We start from the raw sequence: 18263 nt of genomic DNA, 5'->3' as shown, positions 1-18263 counted from the left end.
GGGTATAAATATTTTAACGACTAATCCTGCCAAATTTATTTGGGAGGATTTTTTTATTCTCCCTTAATGAAAGGGATCGGTATTATGAAAGAACTATTAAAATTAAATGATGTTTATGTTGAAATAAAGGAAAATATGTTGTTAGAGAAAATGAATGTGACAGTAAAACAAGGGGATGTTATCGGATTAATTGGTAAAAATGGTGCCGGTAAATCAACGTTACTTCAATTAATAAATGGGAAGATTGAGCCTTCAAAAGGTACTGTTGAATGGATGCAAATGAACATGACAACAGCATATGTTGAACAAGAAAAAGAATCTTTTGTTAGTAAGGATATAATTGCAAAAGAAGCAGAACTTCTTGCGAAATGGGGCGTGCCAACGAATGATTTTCTTACTTTAAGTGGTGGTGAAAAGCTAAAAGTTCGATTAGCAAAAGGATTTGCTGAAAATCCTAATGTCTTAATATTAGACGAACCGACAAATCATCTAGATGAGATGAGTACGGAATTTCTTATTAAACAAATAAAAAATATGAAAGGTACAGTTATCGTCGTATCGCATGATCGATATTTTTTAGATGTTGTCGCGACTAGAATATGGTCAATTGAGGATAAGAAATTAATTGATCATAGCGGGAATTATACGAGTTATATGAAAGCGCGTGAACATAAAAGAATGGCGCAGCAGCGTGAATATGAAAAACAACAAAAAAAGATAGAACAAGTAGAAACTCATATAAAAGAATTAAGCTCATGGTCACAAAAGGCACATGCGCAGTCCACAAAACAAGAAGGTGTGAAAGAGTTTTATCGTGTAAAGGCGAAGCGAATGGATGCGCAAGTAAAATCGAAACGAAAACGTCTTGAAAAAGAGCTTGAGAAAACGAAAGTTGAACGTGTGAAAGAAGATTATTCGGTTGAATTTTCTATTCAAGCGAGTAAAAAAGTAGGGAAACGTTTCTTAGAAGTAAAACAATTGCGGAAAGAATTTAATAATCGAATATTATTTGAAAACGTTAATTTTACAATTCAACACGGTGAGAAGATTGCGATTGTTGGACCAAACGGTAGCGGGAAAACAACTTTACTGAAGATGATTATGGGAAACGAAACTGCTGAAGGAGAAGTATGGATTTCACCTTCAGCAAACATCGGTTATTTAACACAAGAAGTATTTGATTTACCGCTGGAAAAAACACCAGAAGATTTATTTTTCAAAGAGACGTTTGAAGAAAGAGGAAAAGTCCAAAATTTAATGAAACATTTAGGGTTTGAATCTTCCCAATGGAAAGAGCCGATTCGATATATGAGTATGGGTGAACGAGTAAAATGTAAGCTAATGGCTTATATTTTAGATGAAAAAGATGTACTTATTTTAGATGAACCTACGAATCACCTTGATCTTCCTTCACGTGAACAGCTTGAAAATACATTAGCTGAGTATAACGGAACGCTCGTTATCGTTTCTCACGATCGATATTTTCTGGAGAAAACAACTAATACAAAGCTTGTGTTTGTAAACAATACAATACAAAAGCAGCTCGAAGAACCTACGAAAACAAGAGACGAAATCGAAGAGCTACGTTTAACATTAGAAACAGAAAGACAAGAAGTATTAGGGAAATTAAGCTTTTTAACTTCTAAAGATAAAGAATATAAAGCTCTGGATGAACGATTTATGGAACTTACGAAGCAGATTAAGGAGCTTTAATATAAGTAAGGGGGATTAACATGGAAGAAGATAGATTCACTAAGTTATTTAAAATAGATTGTGGAGATCTATACCTACAAGAGTTTACGATCAGTGATGCAGAGAGTATTTATCAAATACATTTCAATTAAAGGCGTAAGTTAAAAATATAACTTCGGGAAGGAAAAGACCATTATCGGTCTTTTCTTTTTCGTATAATAAAGATAGGAGATTGTATTTCCTACCACTATACAATTATTATAAGATAGTTATGCGTTAATTTTAATTTGTAAATAATGTTATTATCAGTTTTTTTAGAAATCTTACAAGCGTGTAAGATAAATGAAAGAAGAATCAATATGAACTGTAAGACAATTCATTTACACTCTGTTATGAGAAGTGCAAATGAAGGGAGAATAGAAATGGGAATTTTACATGCGAAAAATATTAGTAAAGTATATAAAGGGAAAATACCTTTTAAAGCATTAGTAGATATTGATTTATCAATTCAAGAAGGTGAATTTATAGGGATCATGGGGCCATCTGGTAGCGGGAAAACAACGTTATTAAATATGGTATCTACTATTGACTCTCCAACATCGGGAGAAATAGTAATAAATGGTACGAATCCTTTCCAGTTATCATCTGAAGATTTGGCTTTATTCCGTAGAAAACAATTAGGATTTGTATTCCAATCATTTAATTTACTTAGTACGCTTACAGTGAAGGAAAATATCGTATTGCCGATGACATTAGATGGTGTTTCTGTGCAAGAAATGAATAAACGAGTAGAAGAAATTGCAGAGAAATTAAATATTACAGATATCTTGAATAAAAGAACGTTTGAAATTTCAGGGGGACAAGCTCAAAGAACAGCAATTGCTCGTGCAATTGTTCATAAGCCGCAATTATTACTTGCTGATGAACCGACCGGGAATTTAGATTCTAAATCTTCAAATGATGTAATGGAGATGCTGGATACGCTTAATAAGGAAGAAAAGGCAACGATGATGTTAGTTACACATGATCCGTATGCAGCTAGTTTTTGCAGCCGAGTAATCTTCATAAAAGATGGTCAACTGTATAACGAAATTTATCGTGGTGAAAGTCGGCAAACTTTTTATCAAAAGATTATGGATGTCCTTTCTTTGTTAGGAGGGAAAAGGCATGACTTTTCGTCAGTTCGCATTTAATAATATTTTTCGGAATAAGCGTACATATGCTGCTCATTTTTTAAGTAGTGCATTTTCTATTATGATTTTCTTTACATATGCCCTTTTATTATTTCATCCTGATTTACAAGGGGAATTAAAATCAACAAGTGCAACAATAAGTGCATATGGTACGATGGGATTTACAATTTCGCAAGGTTTGATTTTTGTATTTTCATTTTTCTTTATCCTATATTCAGTTAGTTCATTTTTAAAAACTCGTAAGAAAGAATTTGGCATATTAATGATGCAAGGTATGTCAATGAGACAATTTAAGAAATTATTATTAATTGAAAATATGTTGATTGGATTTGGTTCAATTTGTATAGGGATTTTCATTGGACTCATATTTTCTAAACTAGTCTTATTGATAAGCGCAAGTGTATTAATGATTAATAATGGTTTGCCTTTTTATACACCAGTGAAGGCTGTATTATTAACGATTATCACTTTTCTTTTCTTATTTTTCATTGTTTCACTATTTACATTTAAAATGGTAAAAATAACGGAACTTGTGGAACTTATTCGAGCAGAGGAAAAACCAAAACCTGAACCGAAATCTTCAATTTTATTATCACTACTTTCTTTAATTAGTATAGGATATGGATATTTCTTAGTATTTCGTTTCATTTCAAGTTCCAGTTTTACTACGCTCGGAATGGGTGTCCTACTAGTAATTATAGGAACGTACTTTTTATATACACAGTGTAGCGTGTATATATTACATCTTGCTAAAAGGAGAGAATCTTTCTTTTTAAAGAGAACAAATATATTAACGATTTCTGAATTAATTTACCGTATGAAAGATAATGCAACAATGTTTTTTATAGTTTCTATTGTTTCAGCAGTTGCATTTACAGCGATTGGTACAACAGCTGCAATTGGAAGTAAAGATTTAGTAAGGATGACAAATCCGTATACATTTTTATATGAGGATTTTGAAAACAATAAAGCATTAAATAAAAATCTTTCTATTATAAAAAAACATCTTGCTGATGCTAATATTCCATATCGAATGGCTTCAGCTTCATATATATACACAGAAAGTAATGTAATTGTAATGAAGTTAAGCGAATATAACGATCTTGCTAAAGCACTTGGATATCAACAAGAAACAATTGAAAATGAAGGTGAAACTTTATTAATTCCTGGAGTCGTATCACAAAAACACGAATTTAAAAATGGCGACTATAAAAAAAGTATAGAAGTCATTCAAGGTGAATGGACAAAGACATTTCAAGTGGAAAAAGCTGTAGAAAATTTAGTTTTACCACATGATACTAGAAAAATATATATCGCTGTTCAGGATCAAGTATATGATGAAATACCTATTACTAGTGATCCAAATAATATTCATATTCCATATCGTACTTACGGATTTGTTGTAGACGATTGGATAAAAACGAAGAGAATTTCAAACGAATTAATTAGTACATTCGCGAAAGAAGAAGGTAGTTTTCAATTTCGAGCTTTAACTCTAGATTTGTTAAGTGCGAAGCAAACGAATGGACTATTACTTATGGCAAGTGTTTTAGTCGGAATCGTCTTCTTTACATTCGCTGCTAGTTTTATCTATTTCCGATTATATACGGATTTGGATCGTGATCAACAGCAATATAAAATGATTTCGAAAATGGGATTAGGTAAACGCGAGCTAAAGAAAGTTGTAACGAGACAGTTATTATTAATGTTCTTCTTACCGATTATCATTGCAGTGATACATACCGTAGTCGCTTATATGGCATTACAACAATTACTCGATTTTTCTATTATGAATAGTTCTATCGTAATTTTAATTTCATTTATTTGTATACAAGTTTTATATTTCTTTATAACCCGTTGGCGTTACCTGCAAAAGCTTTATAAGGTTATGGAACAATAGAGTTTATTAGCTTGTAAGACTATATGAAAGTATGTGAAAAATCAACTGTATGATGAAAGGAAACGCGATGAAAAGAACTCTAACTATTTTTATGTTAACGATACTACTATTAATAAGTTTTAGTGCATGTTCTAAAAAGGAGAATCTATTTCCTGCAAACGGTATATTAATCATTGGAGATGAAAATAAAATTTCACCAATTATTAATCGTTATCAGGAAATTACGAAAGAAAATGAAGTATTTTCTGTAAAAAAAGGTAAAGTTGGAAACGGACAGGTATTAATTTTAAATGAGTCTACAGCACAAGCATTGATTAAAGCTAAAGTTTTTCGTGAACGAGACAATGGCTCTAATTATATACCTGTAAATACGTTACCGAAATTCCCAAAAGAGGGTTCGCTACTGTTTGCGCAAGACGACGAAAAGACTTTGAAAAGTATTAAACTAGAAGGGAAAGAGATTCCTGTCATATACAATAGTGACGCTTGGATAGGTAACAAGCGTATTTATCCAACACAATGGTATGTGATTGTAGCAAAAAATAGCGTATATAAGGAAATAAAAGCAAATGAAACAAAAATGCATCTTCTTCAATTTAAAAAATCTATAGGTGACGAAAAACCTAAAATGTCGACAGATAATACAATGATTAATGAAAATGTCAAAGTAAAAAAGCTAATTAAAGGTTTGGAAGGAGAAGTATCTTTTCAGTTTGTAACGATTGGAGAAAAATCTTAAAAAAGAGTTCGAGCTTGATAGAAACTTTATCAAGCTTGAACTCTTTTTAGTTTATAGACTATTTATATAAAAAAGATTACATTACTTCATTTAATCGAGTCTCGTTTGTTTCCTCAATCGCATTAGTATTTTGAGTCGAATTATTTTGAGCTTCTTTTTCTTTACGAACTTTTTGTAGCATTTCAAGGATGATCCATAAAGGAACGCCTTTATCTTTTAGCATCTTCCATAAATCTAATTCATTAAATTTATGCTCTGGCTGTTTCATTTCTTTTTCGGATGAACGAATATCGAACTTGATGGGATCATTTACTTTCTTACTTTCAAGTTTAGTAGAAGAGATAGTATTATGCTCAAGATTAGATGGAGTTATTTTAGTAGGTTGAGACAATGTATGAATATTTGATCCGATTTGCATGATTTTTCCTCCTTTTGAAGCAATGAGATTAGTTTTCTTATGGTTTTTAAATCTTTTTAACATGAGGAAACTATATCTAATTATAAATTCAAATAAACAGATTTACAAGATGTATTGTAAAAAGTAAATGTTTACTTGAATTAATATTTATCAACATTTGTATATATTTTCTGTATATATATAACGTATATATAATAATTTATATTATGTGTAAGTTATGAAAGCATACTGTAAATTAAAAAAGTGTAAACGTTTTATTAGGGGGAGTATGTGGTAGAGAAGAAATGCTTGGCGTAAAATATTGGGGTGGTGTTCATGATATACAGGATAATTACATTTGTCCTATATTACGATGAAAAAATTGTTAATAGGGAACTTAAGTTACTATGCAAGATATGAAGAAAATCGTCCATTAATTGATACTGTTTGGTGGCAAAATGACGGTGTAGTAAATACCAATTCTATGATTGTATCTTCTACTAATACTGCTGTAAATAATTATGAGCCTTTACAGGTTGGAAGATGGAATCATATCGAAACGAAAGCAAATTGGGACCATTTCGACATGGTAGGATTAAATGTTTCGGACACGTTAGGTTTTTCTAGCATTCAAGAGTTTTATAGAGCAATTGCTGAAAAGTTATCACGTTTACCGAAATAGATAGTAATAAAGCGCTCTCGATGGAATTCGAGGGCGCTTTATATTATATTGAAAGAGGGCTTTGGTAGAAAAATATGGGGGGATATTATGAAAATTAAAGTTGTATTATCAGGATATGGAACAGTAGGAAGAGAGTTTATAAAATTACTACATGAAAAATGTTCATATATATATGAAACATATGGTATAGAGTTAGTTGTAAGTGGCTTATTAGGTAGAAATGTTGCAATACATAATGAGGATGGGTTATCTATTCAGGACTTATTAACGTATGGTAGCAGTAGCGCAGCAATTGAGAAGTATATAGAATATCATCCGGAGGAACGTGCAACAGATAACATAAGTGGTACAGTGCTGGTAGAATCAACAGTTACAAACCTTAAAGATGGAAATCCAGGAAAACAATATATAAAACAAGCGATTGAAAAACAAATGGACATAGTAGCAATTTCAAAAGGTGCGCTTGTTACAAACTGGAGAGAAATAAATGAAGCAGCAAAAATTGCGAATGTACGAATTCGATATAGTGGTGCAACTGCGGCCGCATTACCTACACTTGATATTGGTCAATTTAGTTTAGCTGGTTGCCATATTGAAAAAATAGAAGGAATATTAAACGGGACAACAAATTATATTCTGACGAAAATGAATGAGGAAAATATTACGTTTGAAGAAGCACTGAAAGAAGCGCAACGTAAAGGAATTGCTGAAACGAACCCAATATTAGATGTAAGTGGTTCTGATAGTGCGTGTAAATTGTTACTTTTGACAAACAGTTTAATGGGAACAGAGCATATGCTTACAGATATACATATAAAAGGAATTGAACATGTTACAAAACAACAAATTCGAAATGCTAAGGAACAAAATAAATTTATTAAATTAATTGCATCAGCATATAAAGATGAGGATGGCAATGTGAATTTAAATGTTGAACCGTGCGAAATAGATAAAGATCATCCGCTAGCAAATATAAATGGGACAGAAAAAGGGATTACGTTCTTTACAGATACGATGGGCCAAGTTACTACAATTGGTGGTGCATCAAATCCACGCGGAGCCGCAGCAGCAGCTTTAAAAGATATAATTAATTTATATCGTAAAGATTTGTCACGTATTAACGGGGAGTAAAGTTACTAATTGATTAAAGTTGTATTTTATAAAACCGTACCGCCCTTTATAAAAAATACATATGTAGTGGACCTTTTGAGAATGAAATAAATATGCAAAAATGATTGCAGGGGGTAAGGAATTGTTTAAAGATTTTAAAGTTGTGAAAGATCGTCCCGTTTATATTCAATTAAAAGATTATTTAAAGAAGATGATTATGAAAGGGCATTTGCTCGGGGATCAAAAAATTCCTTCAACAAGGGAACTAAGTGAATTACTTAGTGTAAGCAGAAACACTGTACTCGCTGCTTATGCAGATTTAGAGCAAGAAGGGCTCATTTATGCAGTTAAAGGAAAAGGGAATTTTGTTGCGAAGGTTGATATATCGAACACTTCGTCTGTTGAAATAGATTGGAAAAATAAACTTAATACAGTTACTTTATTAGCGGATGAATTAGATTTAATGAAACATGGTGTTCGTTGGGAAAAAGGAATGATTGTTTTTAACAGTATTGCTCCGGACGAAAAGCTATTTGATGTGGAAAATTTCAAAAGAGCTTTTCTTACTCGTATGTCCATTGAAGGTGATGTCGTATTAAATTACGGATACGCAAAAGGTTATAGACCGTTAATGAAATATCTACTTCATTATATGGAAATGAAAGGTGTAGATATTTCGAACAAAGATATTTTAATTACAAATGGATTTACTGAAGGGTTAGATATTGTTCTATCCTCGTTATCAAAGAAATCAGGTCGAGTTATTTGTGAGAATCCAACTCACCATGCTGCGCTGAAGCTATTCCGCTTACATGGCCTTGAAGTTCATGGTATTGATATGAATGAAGATGGTATTGATACGAATCAAGTTGAAAAAAGCTTGCGTGAAAAAGAGTTTGATTTTGCGTATTTAATTCCTTCCTATCATAATCCAACCGGCATTGTGACGAGTTCAGAGAAAAGAACGGAACTGATGAGATTATTTTCAAAATATAAGATTCCTATTATAGAAGATGGATTTAATGAAGAGTTACGTTATTCAGGTTCACATTTAGCACCATTATTAACTTTTGCTGGTGCTGGTAATAATGTGATTTATATTAGTAGCTTTTCAAAGGTACTTTTCCCTGGCTTGCGTGTAGGTTGGATCATTGCAGATAAAGAACTAATTCATTATTTAGAAAGTGTGAAAAGAGCAAGAACTATTCACACATCTACTTTAGATCAAGCTGTCCTATTTCAATATTTACATGAAGGATATTTTGAAAAATATTTAAAAAAGGCAAGATCTGTTTATAAGAAAAAATATGAGTTAGCTGTTGGGGCGTGTAACGAGTACATTCCGTTTCAAAGAATGACCGGTGATGGTGGACTTCATTTATTTATAGAGTTAGAAGAAAAAATTCATGCCCGCACACTTTTGCAAAAGTGTTATGAGCAAGGGGTTACTTTTTCTCCTGGAGATGTGTTTTATTCTGATGGAGGAGGAGCGAACACGTTTCGATTAGGATTTTCACGTTTGAAAGAAGAAGAAATAGTTCGGGGAATCAAAATAATCGGTGATACAATAAAGTGAAACTTTAATCAGGGGGGGTCATCCCCCACTGATTATTAGCCCTCACCAATCGGGCTTTTACGGGCAGTTGATCCCCCACCTAACTGCATTGCTTTCGCTGAATTTTGAGGTGGGGGTCTTACTGCTCGTTAATGTGGGATAAAAAACGAAATTTGGAGTTGAGGAAATGAGAATTGGCGTTATTATGGGAGGAGTATCCTCTGAAAAACAAGTATCCATTATGACTGGAAATGAAATGATTGCAAATTTAGATAAAAATAAATATGAAATTGTCCCAATTACATTAAATGAAAAAATGGATTTAATCGAAAAAGCGAAAGAAATTGATTTTGCGCTGCTCGCATTACACGGGAAATATGGAGAAGATGGGACAGTTCAAGGAACGCTTGAAAGTTTAGGTATTCCTTATAGCGGGAGCAATATGTTATCTAGCGGTATATGTATGGACAAAAATGTTTCGAAAAAGATTCTACGTTATGAAGGAATAGAAACACCTGATTGGATTGAACTTACAAAAATGGAGGATCTAAATGTTGATGAATTAGATAAGTTAGGATTTCCATTAGTGGTAAAACCAAACTCTGGTGGTTCGAGTGTGGGGGTAAAGATTGTCTATGATAAAGACGAATTAATTTCAATGCTGGAAACTGTGTTCGAATGGGATTCTGAAGTAGTAATAGAAAAGTACATTAAAGGTGATGAGATTACATGTTCCATTTTTGATGGAAAACAGTTACCTATCATTTCAATTCGACATGCGGCTGAGTTCTTTGATTACAATGCGAAATATGATGATACTAGTACAATTGAAGAAGTTATTGAACTTCCAGCTGAACTTAAGGAACGTGTAAACAAAGCGTCACTGGCTTGCTATAAAGCATTAAAATGCAGCGTTTATGCAAGGGTGGATATGATGGTGAAGGATGGTATTCCATATGTAATGGAGATTAATACATTACCAGGGATGACGCAAGCGAGTTTACTACCAAAAAGTGCAGCTGCAGCGGGAATTGAATATAGTAAACTATTAGATATGATTATTGAAACTTCATTAAGAGTAAGAAAAGACGAAGGATTTTAAGTAGTGGTATCATGAATAACTTTTGACAGTTACATGAAGTATGTTATGATGAATACAATACGAAAATTAAATATTTTATCCACTAGGGGGGCCTATTATAGGCTGAGATCAAATTGGAATTTGAGACTCTTAGTACCTGATCTGGTTAATGCCAGCGTAGGGAAGTGGGAAAGACATTGCTGTTTCATGTATAAATACTGTCAATTTCACTTTCTTTACGTCTGTAAAGAAAGTTTTTTTGTTTTACAGATTTAATAATGGTGGGTAAATACTTAAATTTCATACATAATTGGAGGGATTTACATGACTTTTTCACAATCATTACGTAAAGAAGTAGACTCAATTTGGGAAGCTAGTTTTCATCATCCTTTTGTAAAAAAACTTGGTGAAGGAACGTTAAATTTAGCTAGTTTTCGCTATTATGTGCTTCAAGATTCGTATTATTTAAGTCACTTTGCTAGAGTACAAACTTTAGGAGCTGCAAAAGCACTAGAATTAGAAACGACAGCTCGTATGGCACACCATGCTCAAAATACATATGAAGCGGAATTATCTTTACATGAGAATTTTGCGAAGAAATTAGGGATAACACAAGAAGAAAAAGATAATTTTATCCCTGCTCCAACTGCATATGCGTACACTTCACATATGTATCGTGCTGCGTATGAAGGACATTTAGGCGATATTATTGCAGCAATTTTACCTTGCTATTGGTTGTATTATGAAATTGGTGAGCGTTTAAAAGAGTGCCAGCCAGAAGAGCCGATTTATAACGAATGGATTTCTGCTTATGGATCCGATTGGTTCCGAACATTAGTTGAAGAGCAAATTACAAGGTTAGATACTATCGCTGAACAAGTAACAGAGGCAGACCGTAAGCGTATGAAGCAGCATTTTATTATTAGCAGTCAATATGAATATTCATTTTGGGAAATGGCTTATACATTAGAAAAGTGGCCGATAAGTACAGAAGAGAAAAACGTAATGGGATAAAGAGAAGAGGTATTGCTATTTACAGGTATGAATCATACTTATGTATATGATTTAACAAAAGAAGTATCGCAAAAAGGCGCATCAATCTAAATGCGTCTTTTTTTAATTTATAAAAATGAGCCCGTGGAAAAATAGGTACATGAACAAGGTGCATCATCTAGTGATAGGTCATATTTTGTAGGTGTATGTATTGAACTTAGTTTATCCCGCGTTAACGGACAGTAAAACTCCCACCTCAAAATTCAGTTGGAGCAAAGAAGTTAGGTGGGAGTCGGGCTGTCCGTAAACGTCCGATTGGTTCAACTAATAATCAGTGGGTGATGAACAAAACCCCCACTGATTAACGTTTCACTTTATAGTGCTATTTCTACTTAGGAAATATAGGAAAGCGTCAAAAGGTTAAAAGTTAATAAACGGAGGTCATGAAAATGAATCAGTTTCAACAAGAACTACAAGCGTTAAGCCTTAATGATTACCAGTCTGGAAATGTTGTGTATTGGGACCAGCAAAACCAATATCCATATTACTATATTGAAGATGCTGCTCGTCGTTGTGGTGGCTGTGGTCGTTGTGGAGGTCGTTGCGGTGGATTTCGTTGTGGTGGATTCCGTTGTTTTGGTTGCTTCGGTTGTTTTGGTTGTTTTAGTTGTGGCGGTTGTGGTAGCTGTGGTAGTTGCTCTAATTGTTTTAATGGTACTTCTGACGCTATTGTAATATATGAATATTGATTACGAATATTCATATAAAATATTAGCTTTATATATGTACATGCCGGCAAAGAATATAGCGCCATCGCTAGTGGATATATTCAATCATTCAATCGTACCTTACTCGTTGTTCATATAGTATAGGATTGTTAGCGGAAATCTAAGACTCTTTATATTGAGAAATCAAGAAAAATCATTTTAAAGAGTCTTATCTTTTTTTCTTAAATTAAAGAGAAAATTTACTTATAGGTAATAAATCAATGTCTTGGTTTACTGAATCAGCAACACAAGAAGTTGTACAAGCACCTAAACAAAACATCATCCAATCAGGTGCTTTTTTACCTTATGAAACTCCTGATGTTACAGGGGGTAATGCCCTTGAAAATGATTGCTAAAATCATTTTAAAACCTGATGGATTAACATATTTCATTTCTGATTCAACGTCGGACGTTCAATTAAAACAATGAAAGAATACCTTGATCGTAAAGGTTGGTGGTATGAAGTTAAATAAAACAAAAGAATAGTTTGATAAAAAAATAAAATCCGCCCTTTAATTAAGGGCGGTCGATTTTTATTAATGCTTTTTTAATGCTTGTTTTAACGTTTCAACTGTTTGTTCAAGCTATTCTATAGGATTAAGTTTTAAAGAAGGAAAATAAATTTCAGTATAATATTCAATGAATTCTTCTTTTTCTTGCGTGGATAAATAACTTTTTGAAAATTCAGTTATGTGCTTTACAGTGTTTTCTATACACACTTTGTGAGCTTCTTCTATAAATTCATTTAAGGCTTTTTCTACTGTTCCTATATCTTGATGAAATATTTCGTCTGAAAATTCACTTAATTATCTGTGCATATAATCTTTATCATTCATAAGTATCCTCCTAAATTTCTATCTTACGGGATATCCTGTTCGAATATAACTTCCTTGTCCGTCTTTTTTTAGATAATTTTAGCATTAGTTACCTCTAATACATTTTCAGATCCTCTTACAATAGATCCACCAATAACTTCATCACCTCTATACCTAAAGTTAGAGTTGGCGAGCTGTAGGGATCATCTAACCATCTTTCTATTTTACGTATATTTCGAGGATTGGTTAACACTTTTTACATAAATTTTACATGGTATTGAAGATTTTGATAAAGACTAAATTTGATTTTATTAAAAAAAACACGGCTTCCAGTGTCCCAACTTACGACGAGAGTTTTATGAGGAAACTTAAATAGGTCAATTTAAGTTTCCTCATAATATATGAAACTGCAATTAGAAAATCAGTTATTTTTTAAAGGAGTTAATGGGTATTTGTATGTGCTGAAATCCTTATTAAAAACATCTTGTACTAATTGGATAGTTTCATAGTCATAAAAGCTATCGTATGTTGGGAGGCGTGGGAATAAAGAATCGGTAATATCAGCATCTGCAAAATTACCTTTAAAAATCGCCCTGTCCTTCTGATGATGCCATGATTTGGTTAGTATATGTAAAGGGGAAGTTTTTAGTTGATATATTTGTTCGAGGCGAATAATTTCAGTAGAGAAATTTTCAAGGTAGATATACTTTGTAACAAACTCATCCTCACCTGGTTCATACTGCTGCATTAAATGTGGATCTACTTGTTCTAAATCCATCATTTGTGCTTTTAAGTAGTAGAGAAAGATTTTAAATGAAATAGGTTTATTACAAAATTGATTACCATAATAAAAATTCCGAATAGGATTCCATGCTGGGTTTTCTATGTAAGGGGGAGCGATTAATGAGAAGAATGAACTTACAGCTCTTGTATACGGGTTTCTTACTAATTTATAGGTATCTTTTTCTTTTGAATATAAAGCTGCAGCTAATTCAATAAAGTAGTCCGAGGAGTTTTTATATATTTCATTTTCATAATTATGGATGAAAGAATCGTATTTTATGGCTTGTTTAAATAAATTTATTTGATAAAAAAACCAATGTGCAAGAGAGGTACAGCCACTTTTTTGACTCCAAAATAAAATTAAAGGGAAGTTAGAATTAAAGAGGGGAACGCGTCCGTATTTAATAATATTTGCAAAAGACATAGTTATCCTCCATTCAGTTATGTCAATTATGTTTAGTGTATGAATAGAGAACTTGGCATATGAACAAGAGAAGTAGAATAGATAGTTTAAAACAATATAATTTTGAAATAAAAGCGTTAGTTTTTACAATAATCTTTACACCTATAAACAAACATAGCAGGCAACTGACTGGATTGCCCGCTATGTTTATACACTGCACGGAGGAGTGCCTTCCGTTTTGAAAGAGCGAAGCCCAGGGAGAGAGCGCTCAGATGTAGTATGTGTAATGAAAAAAAGATTATTCGTAAATGAGAATGAAAATTATTTTATAAGGACTGGCATTCTTTTAGTTTCAAATCTTTCAAAGTCTATAGGACAATATGCAAACGTTGCTATAGGCTCTGAAGTCTCGTTTGTAAAAAAGTGTTGTTAATTACTTCACCAGAAGAAGAATAAAAAGTAATTTTGGTTTTTGATATAGGAGGAAGCGTTATTACCATTGGTTTACTTGTCATACTAATCAGCTCCTAAATTATTTAGTTCTATATGAACGTATATGTATTCAATAAATGTATATGAATTCATTTTATAAAGTTAGCACTTAGTGAATTGAGAAATTTAACAAAATAGTTATTTTAAATAAAAATTTATACTAAAAAAGAGCACTATATAAGTGCCCTTTAGGTGGTGGTCCAATAGAGAAGTGAATGAATTACACAATAGTATATGTCTGTTTTATTAGGGTGTGACGAATTCTATAAAGGGATCATTTTTATATATTTTAAATGAAAAAATAGAACAAAATTCTTATTTGAATAGAGAAGCCCTAGAGTTAGGGGGTCTAGGGCTTCAAGTCTGAGTATATCTCACACGGCATTAATAAAAGAGAAAAGAACATACTGAAGATAACATATGAATGTTTCATAAATGTATCAAAAAATAGAACAAAATCGTAATTTGAATAAAAAAATGGTTCTTACGTAATAGTAAGAACCCAAGAACAGAGAAAAAGTCGTTTGTGAAACCATATGGGAATCACAATAACATTTTAACATCTTGATATATAGTTTTCTATATGTCTTTGGTGTAATAAAACTAGACAAAAACGCTATTTTATAAAAAAGAGAAGCACTTGACCAGAGTGCTTCTCTTAATGCCAATACACAATACCGTATTCAATTATAATGTATAAACGTAAAATATTTAACAATTAGCTATGTGGTAAAAATTTCATTATGTTTTAGTTTAAAATCAAGAAAGAGCACTTAATAAAGTGCTCTCATGACGAGATTCATTTTGTAATGACTATTTTATAAAGAAAGGAACGCAGAATATTATATGCGCGTTCAGTTAATTGAGTGTTTTTTACAAACAAAGAGTAGCCAGCAAAAGCTAACTGCTCCGATCAAAATGAAAATCTAGATGCATAAATAGTATATGACAAGTTATCACTTATATTCAAGGAGGAATGGATATGAGTAAGACTCTGGACGTTTTGCAAATTCTAATCGACTTATCAATATTAATTAGTCTTAGAGATTGATCATATGTGGTGCCAAAAACTGAATCAAGAGGATTTAGTACTGGTAAAGAATATTGTTTTAATGACGAAGACTTCAAGTTGTTTAGAACACCAGAAGAAGTTGGTATAGCTGTTAAAAATGATACAGGTAACTTCGAACACATTAATTATAGTGAATTCTTATCATTCTTTGATTGCAAATAAAAGAGCAGTTAGCAAAAGCTAACTGCTCTTCTGAAACGCATTAAGAAGGAAGTTCAGAACTCAAGTGCATTTATAGTATGAACGGAATAATAAGAGTTAGAAATACTCTCCTTTCAAGTTTCTTGTTTTCAATTCCAAAGTCAAATCTGTTGTGTAAGCAAGGAAGGGCTTTTGCTCTTCTTCCAGCTACTTAATATTGTTGGAGCGGGTGAGTGTAGCGAAATAGGTAATTGGAAGCAGGATAAAATTTCATTTACCGTAATTGAATCACAGAATAGCGTACTGAAAAAGAGGACATTTCCAAACATGGATGTCCTCTTTTTATTAGAAAGTATGTACTTTTACAAGAACAATAAAGAAAGTATTAGTATGCCACCTAGAATGGAACTGATACACAGTGAAGAGTATCTAAGAAAAAGCATTGCGAACAATCCTTTTAGGTAAAGTATGAGTCAGTAATGAATGTTTTTATTAATAAAAACATTCATTTAGGTGCTTTTTATTTTATTATATAGAAATTATACATTAAACATATTTAATGAGTCATCTAGGTATAAAGATAATTGATAATCATACAATGATATGGAAAGGTCTTTTCTAACGTGTTAGTTACCTCAAAGTATATGATCTATCTTTTGGCGCCTGGGCGAGGGTGCTTTTTTTATTGCACCTTTTGATGAGGACAAGCATATATTGAAGTATAGTACAAGTTCACTCGCTTGTATCTATCTCGTTTCAATACTCATAAGAAACTTCCTTATCACATTAAGAGTGCACCTACTGGCGCAGGTGCACTCTTTTTATTGAATAAAATGGACATTTGGATAGAAAACACATCCTTAAAATAACCTTAATTTAACTATGGATTTAATAATACCTGAAAATAAATGTTATAATTTTCTAAAGAAACTCAAATAAAGTTTATTTTAGAAAAGGGGTAGAGGGAAAATGTTTCAAAAGCTTAAATTTTATTTAATGAGCATATTAATTAGTGCATTTTTAGGTGGGATTATCATAGGTGCTAATTTCTTGGTTCATAACATATATAATTTAGCTGCAGGTAAAGAATATCATTTTAATATGTGGTCTTCTATTATTATATTTAGTGTCGTATTCATTTCGGGTTTCTCGTACATGTTAAAGAAGGGACCAGATATACTTGTTAATGATTAAACCAACAGCAATTATTGTAGGCGCTACCGTGATCTGGGTGGCGTCTTGTTTGTTGTTAAAGAAAGATAAGCGCAAACGTGTTGCATTTCGCAAAACAAACGAAAAAAGAAAAGCAAGAATCAAATGATTCCTGCTAAGGTAAAAAATTTAATAATTGAACGATAGAGATAATAAACTCTGGTGAAATATTAATCTCGAATTTAGTGTTCATATAAAAACTCCTCTCTTTATTCAGTGCTTACATGGGTATATACAAGCAAAACGCAATTTCGTAACAAAAAAGAACAAAAATATAAGAAGAGGAATAAAAAAGAACCCGCTGGAGTTCGGGTCCTTTCACAAGTGATGGTGTATTCTCGGCTCGGGAACTGAGAAAAACACAAAAATATAATACATCTAGTTTTAGAGAATTTCAATACTAAATTAGAGTTATTTCGGAGGAGGATGAAGAATGGTTAATAACAAGTTAGAGATTAATATTAATGTTGATACATTTGAAACATTAAAACAAATAAAGGGAGTAACAGAAGCTACTAATGGATTTGGTGCTATATTAGAGAAGCAGACGGTATCGCCTATATTGAAGGTTACAACGTTAACTTACGTAAAGGATCAGGTACAAGCTATTCTATGATTCGCCAGTTAAACAATCCAGAAGCTTATATTGTATGGACTGAAAAAGATGGCTGGTTAAATCTTGGTGGAGAACAATGGATTAAAAATGATCCATCTTATGTGAAATTCAGTAAGAAAAGCACAGTGGATTCTTCTATTGTAGGGAAGCGTGTTGTTTCAAAGGTTAACAATCTACGTTTCTATGATGCTCTATCTTGGCGGGATAAGGATGTTGCTGGTTTTGTAGAAGAAATATACATAAATTATCGCTGAAAAAGTGACAGAGTCTGACCGCAAAGGAATGAAACAGCATTTTATTATTAGCAGTCAATATGAATATTCATTTTGGGAAATGACTTATACATTAGAGCAGTGGTCAGTGAATAAAGAAGCGAAAAAGGTAATAGGATAGTGAAAAGAGGATTTGATATACATATGTATGGTCAATACCTCTTTTATAATCTTTTGTAAAATTATTGTAAATCCCAAATACAATACGTGACTAATATTATATAATCTCAATATATTATATTTATTATATAAAAGGAGGGATATGTATGAAAATTTCTTTTAACTTTTATCAGAGTCATGTCATTAATATATAAGTCGGATAAGCAGTATTTGCTTCTCTTTTAAATA

At 32.3% G+C, this 18263-nt stretch carries 14 protein-coding genes, 7 pseudogenes and 1 riboswitch; of the genes and pseudogenes, 17 read left to right on the top strand and 4 right to left on the bottom strand.

Going from position 1 to position 18263, the window contains the following annotated elements:
* Window positions 1-84 precede the first annotated feature (84 nt).
* The 5 genes and pseudogenes from abc-f to QCI47_RS15030 all read left to right on the top strand — a co-directional run bounded on the left by abc-f (window position 85) and on the right by QCI47_RS15030 (window position 5524).
* Window positions 85-1713, top strand: a complete 1629-nt coding sequence (gene abc-f / locus QCI47_RS15050) for a ribosomal protection-like ABC-F family protein (RefSeq protein WP_002170234.1) — start codon at window positions 85-87, stop codon at window positions 1711-1713.
* A gap of 20 nt (window positions 1714-1733) precedes the next feature.
* Window positions 1734-1832: pseudogene (locus tag QCI47_RS15045) on the top strand (acetyltransferase); the annotation flags it as partial.
* A 282-nt stretch (window positions 1833-2114) separates the two neighbouring features.
* Window positions 2115-2885, top strand: a complete 771-nt coding sequence (locus tag QCI47_RS15040) for an ABC transporter ATP-binding protein (protein WP_000511813.1) — start codon at window positions 2115-2117, stop codon at window positions 2883-2885.
* A complete protein-coding gene (locus QCI47_RS15035; RefSeq protein WP_000144167.1) occupies window positions 2860-4785 on the top strand; it encodes an ABC transporter permease in 1926 nt (641 codons plus the stop codon). The genes QCI47_RS15040 and QCI47_RS15035 overlap by 26 nt, the downstream gene beginning before the upstream one ends.
* 67 nt (window positions 4786-4852) lie before the next feature.
* On the top strand, window positions 4853-5524 hold the full coding sequence (locus tag QCI47_RS15030; protein WP_002163634.1) for a lipoprotein BA_5634 family protein: 672 nt from the start codon (window positions 4853-4855) through the stop codon (window positions 5522-5524).
* A gap of 76 nt (window positions 5525-5600) precedes the next feature.
* On the opposite strand, the gene QCI47_RS15025 is transcribed toward QCI47_RS15030, so the two are convergent.
* Entirely contained in the window at window positions 5601-5942 is a 342-nt protein-coding gene (locus QCI47_RS15025) for a DUF3914 domain-containing protein (RefSeq protein ID WP_001165503.1), read from the bottom strand.
* Between the two features lie 331 nt (window positions 5943-6273).
* Here QCI47_RS15025 and QCI47_RS15020 point away from each other — a divergent pair.
* The 7 genes and pseudogenes from QCI47_RS15020 to QCI47_RS14990 all read left to right on the top strand — a co-directional run.
* Window positions 6274-6603, top strand: a pseudogene (locus tag QCI47_RS15020) (lipase-like domain-containing protein); the annotation flags it as partial.
* A gap of 87 nt (window positions 6604-6690) precedes the next feature.
* Entirely contained in the window at window positions 6691-7734 is a 1044-nt protein-coding gene (locus tag QCI47_RS15015; RefSeq protein ID WP_000695910.1) for a homoserine dehydrogenase, read from the top strand.
* A 121-nt stretch (window positions 7735-7855) separates the two neighbouring features.
* On the top strand, window positions 7856-9289 hold the full coding sequence (pdxR, locus tag QCI47_RS15010; protein WP_000471621.1) for a MocR-like pyridoxine biosynthesis transcription factor PdxR: 1434 nt from the start codon (window positions 7856-7858) through the stop codon (window positions 9287-9289).
* 166 nt (window positions 9290-9455) lie between these two features.
* Window positions 9456-10370 (top strand): D-alanine--D-alanine ligase, encoded by a 915-nt coding sequence (ddlB, locus tag QCI47_RS15005; RefSeq protein WP_309172068.1) that lies wholly within the window; start codon window positions 9456-9458, stop codon window positions 10368-10370.
* A gap of 74 nt (window positions 10371-10444) precedes the next feature.
* Window positions 10445-10550: riboswitch (TPP riboswitch) on the top strand.
* Window positions 10551-10673: 123 nt separating this feature from the next.
* Window positions 10674-11363 (top strand): thiaminase II, encoded by a 690-nt coding sequence (gene tenA, locus QCI47_RS15000; protein ID WP_309423000.1) that lies wholly within the window; start codon window positions 10674-10676, stop codon window positions 11361-11363.
* A 422-nt stretch (window positions 11364-11785) separates the two neighbouring features.
* Entirely contained in the window at window positions 11786-12091 is a 306-nt protein-coding gene (locus QCI47_RS14995; protein ID WP_080495756.1) for a heterocycloanthracin/sonorensin family bacteriocin, read from the top strand.
* A 215-nt stretch (window positions 12092-12306) separates the two neighbouring features.
* Window positions 12307-12582: pseudogene (locus QCI47_RS14990) on the top strand (N-acetylmuramoyl-L-alanine amidase C-terminal domain-containing protein); the annotation flags it as partial.
* A gap of 111 nt (window positions 12583-12693) precedes the next feature.
* Here QCI47_RS14990 and QCI47_RS14985 read toward each other — a convergent pair.
* The 3 genes and pseudogenes from QCI47_RS14985 to QCI47_RS14975 form a co-directional block, all read right to left on the bottom strand.
* Window positions 12694-12945 (bottom strand): annotated as a pseudogene (locus tag QCI47_RS14985) (contact-dependent growth inhibition system immunity protein).
* Between the two features lie 18 nt (window positions 12946-12963).
* Window positions 12964-13177 (bottom strand): annotated as a pseudogene (locus tag QCI47_RS14980) (RNase A-like domain-containing protein); the annotation flags it as partial.
* 168 nt (window positions 13178-13345) lie between these two features.
* On the bottom strand, window positions 13346-14131 hold the full coding sequence (locus QCI47_RS14975; RefSeq protein WP_309423002.1) for a sulfotransferase family 2 domain-containing protein: 786 nt from the start codon (window positions 14129-14131) through the stop codon (window positions 13346-13348).
* Window positions 14132-15659: 1528 nt separating this feature from the next.
* Here QCI47_RS14975 and QCI47_RS14970 point away from each other — a divergent pair.
* The 5 genes and pseudogenes from QCI47_RS14970 to QCI47_RS14950 all read left to right on the top strand — a co-directional run.
* Window positions 15660-15836 (top strand): hypothetical protein, encoded by a 177-nt coding sequence (locus QCI47_RS14970; RefSeq protein ID WP_239696957.1) that lies wholly within the window; start codon window positions 15660-15662, stop codon window positions 15834-15836.
* 948 nt (window positions 15837-16784) lie between these two features.
* Window positions 16785-17009 (top strand): hypothetical protein, encoded by a 225-nt coding sequence (locus QCI47_RS14965; RefSeq protein WP_061130413.1) that lies wholly within the window; start codon window positions 16785-16787, stop codon window positions 17007-17009.
* 451 nt (window positions 17010-17460) lie between these two features.
* Complete coding sequence (locus tag QCI47_RS14960; protein ID WP_061130414.1) at window positions 17461-17643, top strand: hypothetical protein; 183 nt, start codon at window positions 17461-17463, stop codon at window positions 17641-17643.
* Window positions 17574-17870 (top strand): annotated as a pseudogene (locus tag QCI47_RS14955) (SH3 domain-containing protein); the annotation flags it as partial. The gene QCI47_RS14960 and the pseudogene QCI47_RS14955, both read left to right, overlap by 70 nt.
* Window positions 17871-17889: 19 nt before the next feature.
* Window positions 17890-18036, top strand: a pseudogene (locus QCI47_RS14950) (TenA family transcriptional regulator); the annotation flags it as partial.
* Between the last annotated feature and the right edge of the window lie 227 nt (window positions 18037-18263).

The sequence above is a fragment of the Bacillus cereus group sp. RP29 genome (assembly GCF_040459765.1).
Lineage (GTDB): Bacteria > Bacillota > Bacilli > Bacillales > Bacillaceae_G > Bacillus_A > Bacillus_A paranthracis.
Note: the sequence above shows the minus strand (reverse complement) of the source record. Positions and strands in the feature narration are given on the sequence as shown.